This window comes from Gaoshiqia sediminis, from assembly GCF_025907915.1.
GTDB classification, from domain to species: domain Bacteria; phylum Bacteroidota; class Bacteroidia; order Bacteroidales; family Prolixibacteraceae; genus Gaoshiqia; species Gaoshiqia sediminis.
This window is the reverse complement of record NZ_JAPAAF010000008.1, coordinates 142,263-159,661: the sequence shown is the minus strand read 5'-3', so window position 1 is coordinate 159,661 and position 17,399 is coordinate 142,263. Positions and strand designations below refer to the sequence as shown.

General features: G+C 42.0%; 9 protein-coding genes. 8 read left to right on the top strand and 1 reads right to left on the bottom strand.

All coding sequences use genetic code 11. The features are described 5' to 3' along the window. The first annotated feature begins 193 nt into the window (after positions 1-193). From N2K84_RS08350 to N2K84_RS08335, 4 genes are all read left to right on the top strand, one after another. Complete coding sequence (locus N2K84_RS08350) at positions 194-3,220, top strand: type I restriction endonuclease subunit R (protein ID WP_282591339.1); 3,027 nt, start codon at positions 194-196, stop codon at positions 3,218-3,220. Positions 3,221-3,263: 43 nt separating this feature from the next. Further along, a complete protein-coding gene (locus N2K84_RS08345; RefSeq protein WP_282591338.1) occupies positions 3,264-4,202 on the top strand; it encodes a DUF4268 domain-containing protein in 939 nt (312 codons plus the stop codon). 163 nt (positions 4,203-4,365) lie between these two features. Beyond that, the gene (locus tag N2K84_RS08340; RefSeq protein ID WP_282591337.1) at positions 4,366-6,051 is read left to right on the top strand and encodes a hypothetical protein; all 1,686 of its coding nucleotides are present in this window, start codon (positions 4,366-4,368) and stop codon (positions 6,049-6,051) included. A 1,225-nt stretch (positions 6,052-7,276) separates the two neighbouring features. Beyond that, the gene (locus N2K84_RS08335) at positions 7,277-8,014 is read left to right on the top strand and encodes a hypothetical protein (RefSeq protein ID WP_282591336.1); all 738 of its coding nucleotides are present in this window, start codon (positions 7,277-7,279) and stop codon (positions 8,012-8,014) included. A 456-nt stretch (positions 8,015-8,470) separates the two neighbouring features. On the opposite strand, the gene N2K84_RS08330 is transcribed toward N2K84_RS08335, so the two are convergent. Continuing rightward, positions 8,471-9,634 carry a hypothetical protein gene (locus N2K84_RS08330; protein ID WP_282591335.1) on the bottom strand — a complete coding sequence of 388 codons (1,164 nt, stop codon included), beginning with the start codon at positions 9,632-9,634 and terminating at the stop codon, positions 8,471-8,473. A gap of 841 nt (positions 9,635-10,475) precedes the next feature. Here N2K84_RS08330 and N2K84_RS08325 point away from each other — a divergent pair. The 4 genes from N2K84_RS08325 to N2K84_RS08310 all read left to right on the top strand — a co-directional run bounded on the left by N2K84_RS08325 (position 10,476) and on the right by N2K84_RS08310 (position 17,295). After that, entirely contained in the window at positions 10,476-11,039 is a 564-nt protein-coding gene (locus N2K84_RS08325; protein ID WP_282591334.1) for an RNA polymerase sigma-70 factor, read from the top strand. Positions 11,040-11,102: 63 nt separating this feature from the next. Next, complete coding sequence (locus N2K84_RS08320) at positions 11,103-12,101, top strand: FecR family protein (RefSeq protein WP_282591333.1); 999 nt, start codon at positions 11,103-11,105, stop codon at positions 12,099-12,101. Positions 12,102-12,206: 105 nt separating this feature from the next. Next, positions 12,207-15,545, top strand: a complete 3,339-nt coding sequence (locus N2K84_RS08315; RefSeq protein WP_282591332.1) for a SusC/RagA family TonB-linked outer membrane protein — start codon at positions 12,207-12,209, stop codon at positions 15,543-15,545. A 28-nt stretch (positions 15,546-15,573) separates the two neighbouring features. After that, complete coding sequence (locus N2K84_RS08310; RefSeq protein ID WP_282591331.1) at positions 15,574-17,295, top strand: RagB/SusD family nutrient uptake outer membrane protein; 1,722 nt, start codon at positions 15,574-15,576, stop codon at positions 17,293-17,295. Positions 17,296-17,399 lie beyond the last annotated feature (104 nt).

The window sequence follows — 17,399 nt, the reverse complement described above, 5'->3', positions numbered from 1 at the left end:
CAAATCCAATAAATCCTAATTCAGACAATTAATGGAAACTTCGGTGCAAAACGCCTTGAATTCAAACAGGTTTACAATCATTACTGCCCCGAAAATATAGGCTGCAAAAACAATGGAAACGACAAAAAATAATCCTCCAATCATCAAATCCTATAAATCCTAATTCAGACAACCAATCCTAATTCAAACAACAATGAGCAAATTTACCGACACCTCCGAAAAAGCCTTTCAACACCTCATTGTCAAACATCTGGTCGAACAAAACGGCTTCCGCGAATCCCGTTCAACCGACTTCAACAAGGAGTTCTGCATCAACTCCGAACAGCTTGGTGAATTTATCCGCACCACCCAGCCCGAAACCTGGGAGATGATTCAACGCAAGGGAGAGCGGGCTTTCCTGGTGCGCCTGGATGCGAAAATCGCTAAATTGGGAGTTGTCGAGGTATTACGAAAAGGAGTAAAGCATTTCGATAAAACCGTCGATCTGTTTTATCGTCAGCCATCGTCCAATTACAATGCAAAGGGCCTCAGGCAATACGAAGCAAACATATTCTCAGTCACGCAAGAGTTGATCTACAGTAACGACAATGCCAACCGCCTCGACTTAACCATCTTCCTGAACGGTTTGCCGGTAATAACGGCAGAATTGAAGAATCCACTGAGCGGTCAAACCGTGTACAATGCCATTCGCCAATACCAAAACGACCGCGACCCCAAAGATAAAATATTTGCCTTTGCCCGTGGCATGGTGCATTTTGCAGCCGATACCGAGTTGGTATTTATGACCTCGCAGCTCAATAAGAAAAATACCTTCTTTCTGCCCTTCAATAAAGGGTTAAACGACGGAAAACCAATCCCTCCATTTGGTTCCGGCAATCCGGTGAACCCGGAAGGACTGAAAACGCACTATTGGTGGGAAGAAGTCCTCACGAAATCGTCGCTGGCAAACATCATCGACAAATTCGCCCAGGTAGTGGACGAAGAGGATGAGGAAACGAAGAAGGTGAAACGTAAAATGATTTTCCCCCGTTATCACCAGCTCACAGCCGTCCGGCAAATCCTGGCCCATGCAAAAGCCAATGGCGTAGGCAATCGCTACCTTGTTCAGCATTCGGCCGGTTCCGGGAAATCAAAATCGATTGCCTGGCTCGCTCACCAGCTGCATGGCTTGTACGATACTTCCGGCGAAGTACACCTGTTCAACTCGGTGATTGTCATTACCGATCGCATCGTGCTCGACAAACAATTGAGTGACGACATTAAGCAGTTCGCGCCTAAACGGGGAATTGTAGAACACATAACGGGCGAAAACGGCAGTAAAACCAGCCAACTGAAAGAGGCTTTGGCAAACCAGAAAAAGGTAATTGTTTGTACCGTGCAAACATTCCCATTTCTGCTCGACGAAATGGCCGACATGCCTGCCATGAATTTTGCCATCATCATCGACGAAGCCCACAGCGGTCAAAGCGGCCAAACGGCCTCTAAAATGAATGCCGTTCTGGCCGACAAGCATACCGAAGAAGAAGCTGAGGAGGAAAAATCACTCGAAGACAAAATAAACGAACTGATTGAAAGTCGGAAAATGATTACCAACGGTTCGTATTTCGCGTTTACAGCTACGCCTAAGAATAAAACACTCGAAACCTTCGGTATAAAATCGGCTGAAACCTATACCGACGAGTATGGCGAACTGAAACATAAATTCTATGCCTTTCATGTGTACAGCATGAAACAGGCTATCGAGGAAGAATTTATTCACGACGTATTAAAGAACTACACCACCTATAGTTCATTCTATAAACTCATCAAGGCAGTGGAGGATAATCCCGAGTTCGATACCAAACAGGCGCAAAAGAAACTGAGGGCCTATGTCGAAGGCCACGAATTTGCCATTGGTGAAAAGGCTAAAATCATGATCGACCATTTTCACCGCGATGTGAAAGGGCTCATCAATAGCGAAGCAAAAGCAATGATCGTGACCAAGAGTATTGAGTGTGCCATCAAGTACAAGCTGGCTTTCGACGAATACCTGAAAGAAATCAAATCGCCCTGGAAGGCCATTGTGGCTTTCTCGGGCAAGAAAACATATAACGGAGTCGAGTACGACGAAGTGTCAATGAATAATTTCAAAAACTTCCGCACCAACATCCCGAAAAATTTCAAACGCAATGAGTACCGCTTCCTGATCGTGGCCGAAAAATACCAAACCGGCTTCGACGAACCGAAGCTCCATACGATGTACGTCGATAAAAAACTCGCGGGCGTACAAACCGTACAAACCTTATCGCGTTTAAACCGGGCTTACAAACCACACAAAAAAGACACTTTCGTCCTCGACTTTTTCAACGAAGCCGAAGACATACAAAAAGCGTTTGCTCCTTACTATACCGCAACCATTTTAAGCGAAGAAACCAACCCGAATAAATTGAACGATTTGGTTGATAGCTTGGAGGAATTTGAGGTTTATACGGAGGCCCAAATCAACGATTTCTTCGTAAAATATATCGCTGGCGAAGACCGTACCAAACTCGACCCGATTATCGACCGGTCAGCCGCTTTTTTTAAAGACGAACTGGCAAAAGACCAGCAAATTGATTTCAAAGCAAGGGCAAAGTCCTTTCTGCGCGTTTATAGCTATCTCGGCAAAATTCTCGATTTTAATAACCAGTCGTGGGAAAAACTATTCTGGTACTTAAAGCTTCTGGTGCCAAAGTTGTACATTGAACAAACCGACGATCTGGCCGAAGGTATCCTCGAGAGTATCGATATGGAAAGCTATCGTCCTTCTAAGCAAACAACACAGAATATAATATTAGCCGAAGAGCCGGGCGAAGTCTCTCCCATACCTGTCGAAATAACCGGTGGTACCGCCGAACCAGTTTTAGATACCCTGGAGAATATTCTGAGCGCCTTCAACCAGCGTTTCGGCGATATCGATTGGTCCGACAAAGACAAAGTGCGTAAGATCCTGACCGAACAACTCCCTGCCGAAATGAAAGCCAGCAAGGAGATCATGGATGCCATCCAGCATTCCGATAGGCAAAATGCCAAAATCTCATCCGATAATAAAATTGAAGAGCTCATGCAGCAATACCTCTTCACCCAAACCGAAATCTTCAAAAAATTCACAACCGACAAAGATTTCGAGCGCCGCTATAAAGAATACATCTTCGACATGCTTATCGCAACGAAAGCTGGTGGCGATAGGATCGGGTTGTAGAGGGGTGCAACGTAGTAATACCGTATAAACTGAAAAACAAACGATGAAAATAGGTAAACTCGAAAAGGTGGACATCCGCCAACTATGGATCGGCGAGGCCAGTGATTTCACACCCTGGTTGGCAAAAAAAGAGAATATGGAGTTGCTGGGCGATGAAATTGGAATCGAACTCGAAGTGGTTCAGCAAGAAAAAAATGTGGGCTCCTTTCGTGCCGATATCTTATGCCGCAGTACCATCGACAACCATAACATTTTAATCGAAAATCAGCTCGAAAAAACAGACCATACCCACCTGGGGCAAATCCTGACCTATGCCGCGGGCCTCGATGCCGTGACAATTATTTGGATTGCAAAAAAATTCACCGAAGAACACCGCGCTGCAATTGACTGGTTAAATAAAATTACCGACGACAAATTCAACTTCTTCGGCATTGAAATCGAAGTGTACCGCATTGGCGATAGCCTGCCAGCCCCATTCTTCCAAATAGTCAGCAAACCTAACGATTGGTCTAAAGCAGTGAAAGCAACTACCCAGAGCCAGGAGCTTACGGAGACTAAGGCTCTAAACCTCGAATATTGGCAAGCAATGAAGCAGTATTTAGAAGATAAGGGAACATTGCTAAAGCAGCAAAAACCTCTACCTCAACACTGGACAAACTTCGCGCTTGGAAAAACTGACATATACATGGCAGCAGTGGCAAGTGTTCGCGATGGGTTTATTCGGGTGGAACTGAACATTAACACAACAAATGCCAAAGAGCAGTTCCGGATATTGCAATCAAAATACGAAGAACTTGCAGCGGTTGAAATTGGTGACAAAATCTTTTGGAATGAATTGCCTGACAGAAAAGTGTCACTTGTCAGTCTGGAGAAATCGGTTAATGTGGCAGACAAATCAAACTGGCCGGAACAACATCAATGGTTATTGGAAAACCTGGAGAAATTCGATAAATTCTTCCGACCAAAAATTAAAAACCTGTGAGTGTAAGGTACAAAAAAGCCCGGATTGCCGGGCCAATTTCTTCAGGGAGAACTGGATTGAAAACTCCCAACGGATTGTTCGCAATCACTGTCTCCCATCTTATATTTTTAACAATGATGATCTCCTTTACAAAACAAAATTAGTGCAAAAAATTGGATTTACAATGAATAATGCTACAAAATACTTTGTCAGTCGCTGTAATGAATTACTAAACCAAAAAACGTTTGACTCTTATCGCGTCAGTCTGCACAACCCCGTTAGTATTTTCAGAGAGTTAGAAAATACCATCAAAAAATTTCATAACAAGCAGGTAAAAAAGTATAACCCAACGATAACTGCTATCGTTGGTGAAGCGATTCAGATAGCTGAAAATGAGTGTATTGGTGGAGTGTTGGAGTTAAGTAATTACAAGAAGCATCAAGTTATTAGCATATTAAGTGCTTCCGCGAAAGATGAAAAGAGAATAAAATCGCTTTCACTGCTTTCGCGAAGTCTCATTCGTGCTAACAACGATTTTAAGTTTAATCTGTTCCGCGAAATAGAGTCATTGTTGATTGCTAATGAAAGTGTCGACATCAAAAAGATAAATTGTTTGTCATCCTGGTTGATGAGTGAGTTAATTTATACTGGTTATTCGAGGTCATTTATAAAAAGTCGGATAAGCAAATTCTCTGATTCATTAAATAGTGGTAACGCATTGCAGCCAGCATTTGTCAAATTTAGGTGTACCCTAAATCATGGTCCTGAAACTTATCGAGTTATTTTTAAAATTAAACTAAGCCAAAAGGACGCCTTTAGAGTGAATTCAGGCTCGCTATCTGTATTGGATGAGTTTCCTGGCCAGTTCCGAGAAAATGATCGGATTAAAAAGTCTTTTAGAAGTTTGAAAGCTGACGAGTTATATATCTCCATAAGTATTGATGCTTTTGATTTTAAAGAGGCAGTTAAGGATTCGTATCAACGAATTTCTGAGATTATTGATATAAATATTCTCCATCAAAGTGTTAATACGATAGTGTTTGAAAAACAAGCGTTTGCTTACCATTTGAGTTCTAGGAGATTTCGAATGGAGCCTTTAGAAGAGCTCCTTGACGGTTTCTACACCTATCAGGAACAAGAATTTGAAAGGTTTGCACAAAATTATACAACGGTTACTGAGGGAACTTCATCACGAGAAAAACTGAGATCAGCTATTCGCTTCTATAAATTAGGTAATGAATCAGCTGAACTTGAGCATAAAATTTTGAATTATTGGATCGGCTTTGAGCAGCTTTACTCATCCGAATACACCGATGAAGACTCAATAAATCGAATTAAAAATTTCTTTATAGCATTAAATTCATCCTTTTATATTCAGCGTAGGGCCAATTATTTGATTGATACATTGAATAGGTTCGCAATTACCCTTGAAGGAAAATCAATCGAAAAAAGTCATTTGTTCTCGCATGCAACGATGGAAGTGATCAAGTCTGCCTCAGTTGACGATCCATTAGCTTTTCATCGGTTGGAAAAGTATATTGAGCTTTTTTACGGGAAAAAGACAATTCAGAAATCCTTGGAAAGACATTCTACGAGGCTGGAACAACATCTTACCAGAATATATCGCATCCGCAACGAAGTTGTGCACGAAGGTCGTGCATCTGCCAACCTGGAATTAGTCGCAGGCCATTTAAGACACTATCTGCTTTTTTCGATAGAACAGATTACGCACGCTTTGGCTGAAAATCCAGTCCTCGAAAATTTGGATGATGTCTTTGTATGCTTTGAAAATCTATTCGAACAGGTAAAAACAGCCGAAAATATTCAGCAAGTCTTTAACATTTGCGATTACAAGGGATACATGGAATAAACTTAGTCGGAAGTATGAATATGAGGAGTGAGTAATAATTTGTTTTTTCTTCAGGGGCTGTTATTTTTCAATTTCAGCACTAATCATTGTTCGAGGCACATTCAGAAAACAACGTACGAGACTATTGACTTTAAGATCATACCTATTAAATCCGGATTTTTAATCCGATTTCCCGCCTCCCTCTCATTTGAGCGAAGCAGTAACGAGAGCTTCCCTGCCCGTCATTTCCAACGACAACAAACCACAACCCCCAAACACCCACAAAGTGCTCAACTTGAAACCTGAAACTTGAAACCTGAAACTTGAAACCTGAAACCTGAAACTTGAAACTTTCCCAGCCCATCCTTTCCAACAACAAAATGTACAGCCACAATACATCGCGGCCACCCACCCAGCGAGGAAAGCCCCCGTACGGCCACGGCATGCCGTGGCCATTCACTAACCTTCAAAATCCACCACCGGCCCAAAATTTCCCCAACTTTTGGAGAATGTTCGTTAGGCCAGTCTGCCGAATCGCACCACTTTTTAAAACTCAGCAACTGTTGAACGGAGCGGTGCGCGGGCCGTCAAAACGCCCGGCTGAGGGTTCGTTTTGACAAGATTTTTGCTTCCTTTTCATCGACTGGAAAAGGAAGAGTCCGTCCGGCTTGAGGACAATAAACTCCAAATAAACGTAGTTTCCTCCGGCTACTCCGCTACCCCTATTTAAGCCCAGCGCAAACAAGGCCCTGGAAAGTTATCAGTCATCCTGAACTTGTTTCAGGATCTATATCAAAGAGTGAATCCATTACCCCGTTGAGCGAAGCGGAAATAGCCTGTCACGACGACTTTCGGGAAGAGCTTCCCTGCCCGTCGTCTCTAACGACAATCGGTATGGTCTCGGTACAGCTTAGGCATCACAGCTGAGTATCGCTCCTTCAGGTATAACCAATAATAGAATCTTTCTAAATAAACTTTTGCTTATTATCCTGTTTTTTATTTTCCTTAATTTTATTTTTCAGGATTAGAATTTCGGGAAAGTGTTAATATGCCAATGCATTCACCCTCCGGATCTTGTCTGGAATCCCCTACGCGTAACGTGTTAAATAAAACAATTAATGTAAACCTTTAATGTATTTCATCTATGAAAATCAAACATTTATTTTATTTTGTGGTGTCACTGAGTCTTCTGACTTCTTGTTCTAAAAACTTCTATCAGGTTTATCAGGTGAAAACAGATAAACAAATGATTACAGAGAATAACGGTCTGATCTATGAAGATAACAATTGTGTGGTAGCGTATAACTTATGGGAAAGAAACGGCAATATCGGATTTCAGTTTTATAACAAAACAGACGAAAACATTCAGCTGGATTTGGAAAAAAGCTTCTTCATCATAAATGGTACGGCAAAACAATACTATCAGGATCGCACCTTTACCTATTCATCAACGATCAGCAAAGCAGCATCAAAAGGAGTTACAGGAGCATCTGCCCTAAGCGGAATCAATTATTTTGGTTTATTAAAAACCAATACCCTGGCAGCTACCTCGAACGTAAGTGCAATGACATCTTCTGGCGATGCTGTGTCATACTCAGAAAAGAAAATCATGACAATACCGCCCAAAGCATCAGTAATTATATCCGAATTTGCGATCAACGATGCCTTGGTGCGCGACTGTAAATTATTTAAATACCCAAAAGCGAAACAAATTAATAGCGTTTCATTCAATGAAACAGAAAGCCCGATCCAGTTTACAAACCGGATCACGTATTCGTTGGAAAGCACAGCTGAACCAGTTGTATTTGCGAATAATTTCTATGTTGCTGAAGTAACCAATTTCCCGTCCAAAGAAATTTTTGACTATAAATATGACGAGTTTTGCGGACAAAAAAGTAGCGAAAGGATACCTTTTATGAAACCCGAGGCTCCGGACAAGTTCTACATCCAATATACCAAGGGGATGGATTCCTGGAAACATTAAAATAGACATACGAAAAAAGAGGAAAGCAAATAAATCACTTTCCTCTCCGGGGGATCAAGTGCCATTTGCAATGGCTACTCTTTCCTTTTTATACTGGATTTGCCAGTCCGAATAAATTTCGGAATCTAAAGTTAATTGCTTTCTGCGAAAATTCAGTTTTCCCGGCCAATTAATCGAAGTCCGCTGTCGGGATTCATAAGCACTTCCCCGGGACGTCCGATTTCCAATCGGCCATTCGGGTGCAGCGGATTCCAATCCGCTGATCTTCACCCCCTGCGCAGGTAACGGTATACTGCTCCTCCTTTTTTGCAGCTAAATACTTGAAGCTTGCAGCCCCAACTCGCTGTCTTGCCTCACGGCGTTTGTGCCAGGCTTGTGTCGCCACAATCCCGCCCCGCACTTGTTCGCCTGCGTCAGCTCATTGCGCTGGCACTTGGGCGAGAATACCTGCTGATCTTAATACCAACCATCCTTCACCGGTAGCGGCTCTAATTTATCCCGGTCAATGCCCTTCATCAATTCATCATCATCCTCAATAAACGGATCATACCAGTCTGCCTTTTTTCGAGCCCAGGCAAGCCAGTTCTGTTGCTCATCGCTAAAATCATTGCTGGCGCTGAAAACCTCCTCGTAGGTATCAAGAAATGCTCTTATGGTTTCGGCTTGATGCCAACGTTTTTGCAACCGAAATAAGTCCTTAAATTTTTCAAGCTCAGCATTAACCCGTAGCCTGCGCTCTTTTTCAAGCTGCTTTTGTTCAGCTTCCTGTTTCCGTCTAATTGCCGACTCGATTTTCACCCGGTGTTCTTCCAGCCCCTCAGCGATAATCCGCTCGACAATAACATCGACTTTTTCTTCAAGTTTCACGTAGGGCTTGTCGTAATACTCTTTTCTTCGCCAGGAACACAGCTCAGAAACAAAAACTAAAATTCCGGTGTGTTTGTAGTCATATTTGGGCCATGTCCGTTGAGGGTCTTTATTTGGCACGCGCTTCCGTTTCTCCCGAATATGTATGGGGATTTCAACATCAATAATCACAACAGCGGTGTGTCCTTGTTCATCAGCTCTGACTGCGTAGCCCCGTGCGTTGAGGCCCTTGATGATCATGTCGAAAATGGACAATGCCCGCTCGCGATGCTCCTTTGAAACATAAATCGATAGATGAGGAATACTTTTTTGAAGCTCTTCCCAGTTATCCCGTGCAATCCGGGATTGACGCTTAAACTCATTACGAGTCTGGACCACCAGCGGATGTTCTCTTTGTTTTTTGTTAGCCTCGGGTAGATGAGTAGCTACTTTTTTACCTTCACCGCAAGTATTGTTTGTGCTATTACTTTGTTCTCCCGTTTTAGTGCTCCGCTGTTTCTTCTTCGGTTTGTCTTCCAATACCACAACCTGTTTCGGATCGACCGATTTCGGCAGCGCTGTAATCTCAACCGACTTCCCAAACTTTAATTTCGACCAATAAGCTGAGTGGGGAGTAGGAATACCCAGTTCTTTGCATTTATTTCGAATCACTGCTTCGTTGAAATCAAGTCGTTTAGCGAGTCTGCTGATAGACTCTTTCCATGCCAGTTGATGTAACTCTTCAATGGTAAAACTTAGTTTTTTAGTTTCCATAGCTTCCTGTTTTTAGTGCTCTAGTTTACGAGGTATGATTCCCATCGGGAAGGAAACTGGTTGGTGGTGTACGGTTTGACTCCAGCTGATTTTGCAATCCCGACCTATTAAATCCGGATTTTTAATCCGATTTATCGCCTCCCTCTCATTTGAGCGAAGCAGTAACGAGAGCTTCCCTGCCCGTCATTTCCAACGACAACAAAACACCCCCAAGCTCGATCTCGCGTCGTTCCCCGGAAATTCTTTAGGACAGTCTGCCGAATAACACCACTTTTTAAACCCCGGCAACTGTTGAACGGAGCGGTGCGCGGGCCGTCAAAACGCCCGGACGAGGGTTCGTTTTGACAAGATTTTTGCTTCCTTTTCATCGAATGGAAAAGGAAGAGCCCGTCCGGCTTTAGGACAATAAACTCCATATAAACGTAGTTTACTCCGGCTACTCCGCTACCCCTATTTTAGCCCAGCGCAAACAAGGCCCTGGAAAGTTATCAGTCATCCTGAACTCGTTTCAGGATCTGTATCAAATAGTGATCCCATTACACCACCTCCCCCTCGTTTGAGCGAAGCGGCAATGAGGGGTTATTGCCCATCCTTTCTAACAACAAAAACCATAACTCCAAAGCTCCAAACACAGCCCGAACTTGAAACCTGAAACCTGGAACTTGAAATTTGGAACCTGAAACTTGGAACTTGAAACGTCAAAACGCCTGCCTCTCATTTAAGCACAGCGCAAAAAACGCCCCAATGGAGCTGTCAGTCGTCCTGAGCGTGTTTCTGGAGCTGTATGGCTTTTTTTATGCTGAATTAATCACTAAAATTGTACAGATATGTATCGGCTAAAATGGACAATCTCAACTGGCATAAAATAAAATCGGGTGATAAGCAGGCGTTTCGTCTGCTTTTCGATGAATATTATGCTTCTCTTTGTCTTTATGCAAACTCCGTGATTAGTAATCTTGAGCTTTCGCAAGATATTGTTAGCGATTGCTTTATCCGGATTTGGGAACGCAGAGAAACAATCAATGTTAATTCTTCCCTTAAAAATTACCTCCTCCTGGCCGTTCGAAACAGCATGTATAGCTATCTGAGATCTCCGGAAAGCCGAAAAATCGACCTTGATTCAATTATCACGAAGCTTGAAAACACTCCGGTTGAAGAATATGACCTTGAAAAAGAAGAAACCATTCGTAAAGTTTTTGAAGTAATGCAAGAACTTCCGGAGCAACGAAAAAAAATTCTTGAACTGGCAATAGTGAATGGAATGACCTATAGTGCTATTGCTGAGTTTCTGGGTATTTCCGTTAACACCGTTAAAACTCAAATGTCGAGGGCTTACCTTTTTCTCCGGGACAGATTGAAAAATGATCGCCTGCTGCTATGGTTTTTCTTCAATAGATTAAAATAATTCGCTTTTACTGTCACCCGATTGTCTGTCCATGGCGTCCTTTATCTGTAATATCGGATGTATATGGAAAGCAATAAAATTTGGGAATTAGCTGTCGGTAGCCTTCATAAAAGCCTGAATAAAGAGGAAGAAGAAGAATTTGGCAAAATAAAAGATACAGACGAAGTCCAAAAGATCATTCGACAGGTAAATCAGGTTCATTTTAAAACCGCCAATAGCTTACTTATCCATCGTGTCAACAAAGAAAAAAATTGGGAATATATTAACCATCAAACCCCCACTGAGTCAAAATACAGAAAGTTGATGATTCATTCCCTAAAATATGCTGCTGTTTTTGCTCTTGCACTCCTGATTGGAATCATGGTACCCAGGTTCTTTGGGCCAGATACGGATGAGCTCCCGTTGAATACAATTGAACTGGAGTGGGGACAAATGAGCAAATTAACACTCTCTGATGGCACCGAAGTTTGGCTAAATGCAGGGACGAAATTTGAATATCCAACCTCCTTTGATTCACGAAAACGAACCGTAGTGCTTAGTGGCGAAGCTCAATTTAAAGTAGCCCGTAACGACAAAATCCCATTTGAGGTCAAAACAAAATCAGGCACAATCAAAGTACATGGTACTACCTTCAATGTCGAGTCTTACGATGACGATCCAAACTTGGTGGTAACCTTAATTGAGGGGAAAGTGTCTGTTAATGATGTGCACGAAAATCCCTTAGTGGTATTAGAGCCCTCAGAGCAATTTATTTTCAATAAAATTACAGGCGAAACAAATCAACGAAAAATCAATACCGAATTTTATATCACATGGATTAATGGAAAAATTTTGCTGAATGAAACGAAACTTTCAGACCTGGCAAAAATACTGGAAAGATGGTATAATGTTGATATTGACTTGCTTGGTGAAAATATAGAAGATATTAAAATCTCGGGAACCATCATCAAAGGAAAACCGCTCGACCTGTTTCTGAAGATTCTGGAGAGTATGTATGGAATCGAATACGAGCTAAAAGCCAATAACGATAGAAAAGACGAATTAAAAATTTTTAAAAATTAATTGCCTATGGTTCTTTGATGTTGGGTTCAAAAAACGGTGAAAGTGCCCACCACTCTCACCGTCAAACGTTTTAACAATTTTCCAACCATTAAAACATTCAAATTTATGAAAAAAATTAACGTGAGCTATTGCCATAACCGGCAATGGCGAAAACTACTTTTAATTATGAAATTCGCATGGATTTTTATTTTGGCCGGATTCTTTGCTGCGAATGCAGAAACATCCTACTCCCAAAATACAAGGCTTGATCTAAAATTGGAGAATGCATCACTCAAATCAATCCTGCACGAGATAGAAGAAATATCTGACTACTATTTCTTCTACAAAAGTGATGAAATTGAAAATTTAAACGGTATTTCTATCGATGCCAAACAAGAGTCAATTCAGACAGTACTGGATAAACTGCTGGCTGAAAATGGATTCATTTACGAAATCCACGACCGCTATATCATGATCAAGAAAGGCGGAGAAAGCAGCACAGAAGCAGACTTATCACAACAACAGCAAGATGTTTCCGGGAAAGTATCAGATTCTTCCGGCATCCCGTTGCCGGGCGTTACCGTCGTCTTAAAAGGAACCACACATGGGACAATTACAGATGCGAACGGAACTTATGTCTTGGCAAATGTCCCGGGCAACGGAGTATTGGTTTTTTCGTTTGTGGGGATGAAGGCACAAGATGTTCCGGTAACCGGAAAAACAACCATTAATGTAATTTTAGAAGAAGAAACCATCGGCTTGGAAGAGGTGGTTGCCATTGGATATGGCACTCAGAGTAAGCGGTTTGTTACAGGTTCCATATCCTCAATTGATATGGAAGAATTTAAAACATTATCCCCGGTTACCAATGTATCACAAGCTATTGGAGAAGTGGCCGGGGTTCAATTTTTAAACAATGGTAGACCCGGACAGGGAGGATCTATTCTCATCCGGGGCCAAAACTCATTGGGAACGAGCAGCTCTCCTTTGATTGTTCTTGATGGCATCATTTTCGAAGGCAGTATCTCCGATATTGACCCTCAGGATATCAAAACCCTGGATGTTTTAAAAGATGCTGCCTCATGTGCAATTTATGGTTCAAAGGCAGCAAACGGCGTAATCATGATTACCTCAAATAAAGGTTCATCATCCAAACCTGAAATTCGGATCAATACAACTTACGGAATTTCTGAAGCCAGCCGTTGGTTGCCAATGCCTTCAAAAGAAGAATACATTCAACGAAAAAGGGATTATTACACGCAACAACTTGAAATCGCAGGCAACGACTTGGGGGTAGATGTGAACGATATGACCCAGGTGCTGGATCCGGAAGAATATGAGAATTATTCAAATGGGAAGTTTACCAGCTTTAAAGATTTGGTTGGACGGCAGGGGCAACTTTCAACGCTCGACTTAAGTGTTTCCGGCAGAACAGATAACACAAGTTATTTATTTTCGGGATCTTTAAGTAATGATGTTGGATTAATTCTGGGTGACAAACAGGAAAAAGTATCTTTTCGCATTAACCTTGAAACAAAAATAGCTGGCTGGTTGACCGTCGGAACCATGTCCTTCTTTACTTACAGAGACCTTTCCGGAATAGTTCCCGATTTGTCCGATGCATACGACGATTCACCCCTCGGCAATTTCTATTATCCTGATGGTAATGTGAAATTCAATCCGATCTCAGCAGACGCATCAACCTACAATGCCTTGTATAATTATGAATTGACCGACAACAAAGAAATCGGCAAGAACTTGTTCAGCAACATGTATGCTAACATCGACTTCCCGTTTTTGAAAGGTTTATCTGCTAAGATTAACTACTCGCCCAACATGGAATGGCACAATGAGTACTCTTTTCGAAGACAAGATCCCTATTCTGCCGGGAATACCACAAACGCCGTAAAAAACAATAGAAACATCACCCGCTGGGTTTGGGAAAGTATTTTAAATTATAAAAAAGACCTTGGAGAAAACCACAATATTGATGTCACGCTGATGTATGGCCGAAACAAATATTCCCAGGAAGAAACAAACGTGGAAGCCGGATTATTTGAAATCGGAATTTTAGGATATAACAACTTCGGACTGGGCAGCAACTACGAAATAAACACTCCTGCCGTTGAACGATTTGGAGTTTCATCGCTGGCTAGGGTGAACTATACGTTAATGAACCGGTACATGCTGTCAGTAGCAGCCAGAAGGGACGGAAGTTCTGTCTTTGGCGAAAATCATAAATTCGGGGTATTCCCTTCCTGGGCGATGTCATGGATCGCCTCAGAAGAATCATTCTTTAAAAACATTGAGCTTATTAATTTCTTGAAATTCAGACTGTCTTATGGAGAAAGCGGAAATAGTGATATCCCTCCTTATCAAACGCAAAGTCTGAATAGGAATATTTACAATGTAGTAGGAAATAATACCGGGAGCCCTATTGCTTTTATTCCCGATATTAGTGTAATGGGTAATGAAAATATCCGATGGGAAGCGACCAAATCATTTAATCTAGGCTTGGATTTTAGCATCTGGGAAAATAAGCTAAGCGGATCAATTGATTTGTATAAAAAAACAACAACTGACCAACTTGTTAAAAGGAATATTCCACCGACTAACGGATATGAATCAACCTATGATAATATTGGGGAAGTAAGTAATAAAGGAATTGAGCTTACACTCAATACCAAAAATGTGGATACCCCCGAATTCTCGTGGCAAACTTCATTCAGCTTTGCATACAATAAAAATAAAATAGTTCATTTATTTGGCGATATTGACGGCGACGGTATTGAAGATGATGCACTGGACAACAACTGGTTTATCGGAGAGAACATAAACTCATACTTCGACTACAAGTTTGACGGAATTTACCAGGAGAGTGAAAATAGTGCAAATCCGCTCTATTTTGCTGGCGATATCAAATTGAAGGATGTTAGCGGAAATGGATCCGTTAATATTGAGGATCGCACCATTGTCGGGAACGGAAAATTTCCCGATTTCACATTAAACCTTAGCAATACGTTCAGGTATAAAAATCTGTCATTTTATATTTCAATGAACAGCATGCTTGGATGGGTGGCTCCTTTCGACCTTGTTTATTCGCATGGGGTCAACAGGGCCATGAACTCCCTAATGGTTGATTATTGGACTCCCGAAAATAAATCTAACGAATTGCCTTCCTTATTGTATTCAAATGCCGCTCATAACAATCATTACTATATCAGCCGCGATTTCCTGCGCATAAAAAATGTGTCTTTGTCTTACGATATCAATAAACTGAATATGCCGGTAATCAATAAATTCAAGTCTTTGCGCGTGACTCTAAATGTAAATAACTTATACACTTTCACGAAGTGGTTAGGTCCGGATCCAGAGAATGCCCAGGATATTACTTCTAATAAAGGCAGCGACGACCTTTACCCTATGCCAAGAACCTATTCCATAGGGCTTAATATGAGCTTTTAATTACATCCATTTCTAAAACAAGAGAAAAATGAAAACATCGAAAAATAATATCCATGCTAAAAGAGGCCTCAAATGGTTGTTGATGCCCTTGGTATTGATAACTGCTTTGATCTTTAACGCATGTAACGACAAAGATTTATTGGAACAGGTGTCTAAATCAAATTTGACTGATGATGCTGTTTTTTCTTCAAAAGCAGGCTTTGAGTACTATCTTTCAGGTCTTGTTTTTCAGTTTCGCGACGAATGGAGACGCGGCGATCGAGACTATTGGTCTCAGTTTTGGGGAACCGATATGTATAACTGGATTGATCCCAATGAAAGGCCCCAACGCGGCAACTGGGCAATTAACTTGACTCCCGAAAATGCGGATAGCAAAAGATATTGGGATTGGGCTTATCAGAAAATGATTCCCATGGCCAATAGGGTGATCTATTTTGCAGAAAAAGATGATGTAAGTGGTATCTGGGCATCTGAAGAAGAAAAAAATGCACTGGTAGCAGAAGCCCGTTTTTTTCGTGCATGGACCTATAACATTTTGGCCAACCTGTTCGGAGATGTTGTTATCGTTGAGGCCGGTACGCCCGAACCCATTTACGACTTTCAAAGATCGCCGAGGCAAGACGCATATATGTTAGCTCGTAAGGATCTTGAATTTGCCGCGAAATGGTTGCCCGAATTAGTTGACGCCAGTAAAGAAGGTCACCCGGTTCGTGCAGCCGCTCAACACTTGCTGGCAGAAGTATGCATCAGTTTAGGTGATTATGATGCGGCTATTGCCAGTGCTACCGATCTTATCGGCGATCCTAATTATCACCTGATGACAACACGTTTTGGCAACGAAATAGATAAACCTGGTGATGTCTTTTCCGATCTGTTTAAAGAAGGCAATTATAACCGGTCATCCGGAAATAAGGAATCTATCTTGGTTTGGCAAATCACAGAGTATGCGATTGGTGGTGCAGGTACTCGTGCAAACGGTAATAATTTTCCACGGGGATGGGCTCCTTTCCTGGTGGACTATATCGGAAGCGACGGGAAGAATGGGTGGGTTTATAATCCTTCAACAAATCCGGCAGGGGTAGATACGCTTGGTGGCGTTTCATTGGGCCGCGGCGCAGGATTCGTCCGCCCGTCAAACTATGCGCTTTATGAAATTTGGGCAAACAATTGGAACGATATGCGTAATTCCAAACACAACATAAAAAGAGAATTCTACTTTAACAATCCTCAATCATCATTTTACATGCAAAAATGGGACCCTGCAATTCATGCCAGAAGTGAGAAAGACACTTCTAGGCTGGTCTATCCGTATTCGCTAAAAGTAGAAGGCCCATTCTTCCAAGGTGGAGATGGTTCTTACAAAGGTCGATCCACGAAGGATGTTTATGTGATACGATTGGCTGAAACATACTTGCTTCGGGCCGAAGCTTATTTTAAGAAGGGTGATCAGGAAAATGCAGCAGCTGACATTAATGTGGTTAGGGCAAGAGCAAATGCAGCTCCAGTATCTCCCGGTGATGTCGACTTAGATTACATCTTGGATGAACGTGCACGAGAACTGATGGCAGAAGAACCGCGTGTCCGCACCCTTATCCGAATGGGCAAGCTCGTAGAGCGTGTCCGGCTATACGACATCGACCAAACGTCCAGGGAGACCATTCAGGACTACAATCAATTTTGGCCCATCCCCCAGTCGGCAATCGATGCCAATACAGGTGCTGTTTTGGAACAAAATCCGGGATATAATTAGCTGGAATTACAGAATGAAGGAATGATTTTTTATTCGGTCCCTTTAGGGAACCCGAAATAAACGTGGGACAGTTCCGACTCTCTGGCTATATTTCCTTTTATTAG

Excerpts from the sequence above, each read along its gene's own strand:
- N2K84_RS08310 (WP_282591331.1), top strand. The coding sequence starts at position 15,574 with ATGAAAACATCGAAAAATAATATCCATGCTAAAAGAGGCCTCAAATGG.
- N2K84_RS08330 (WP_282591335.1), bottom strand. The coding sequence starts at position 9,634 with ATGGAAACTAAAAAACTAAGTTTTACCATTGAAGAGTTACATCAACTG.
- N2K84_RS08335 (WP_282591336.1), top strand. The coding sequence starts at position 7,277 with ATGATTACAGAGAATAACGGTCTGATCTATGAAGATAACAATTGTGTG.
- N2K84_RS08350 (WP_282591339.1), top strand. The coding sequence starts at position 194 with ATGAGCAAATTTACCGACACCTCCGAAAAAGCCTTTCAACACCTCATT.
- N2K84_RS08345 (WP_282591338.1), top strand. The coding sequence starts at position 3,264 with ATGAAAATAGGTAAACTCGAAAAGGTGGACATCCGCCAACTATGGATC.
- N2K84_RS08315 (WP_282591332.1), top strand. The coding sequence starts at position 12,207 with ATGAAAAAAATTAACGTGAGCTATTGCCATAACCGGCAATGGCGAAAA.
- N2K84_RS08340 (WP_282591337.1), top strand. The coding sequence starts at position 4,366 with ATGAATAATGCTACAAAATACTTTGTCAGTCGCTGTAATGAATTACTA.
- N2K84_RS08325 (WP_282591334.1), top strand. The coding sequence starts at position 10,476 with ATGGACAATCTCAACTGGCATAAAATAAAATCGGGTGATAAGCAGGCG.
- N2K84_RS08320 (WP_282591333.1), top strand. The coding sequence starts at position 11,103 with ATGGAAAGCAATAAAATTTGGGAATTAGCTGTCGGTAGCCTTCATAAA.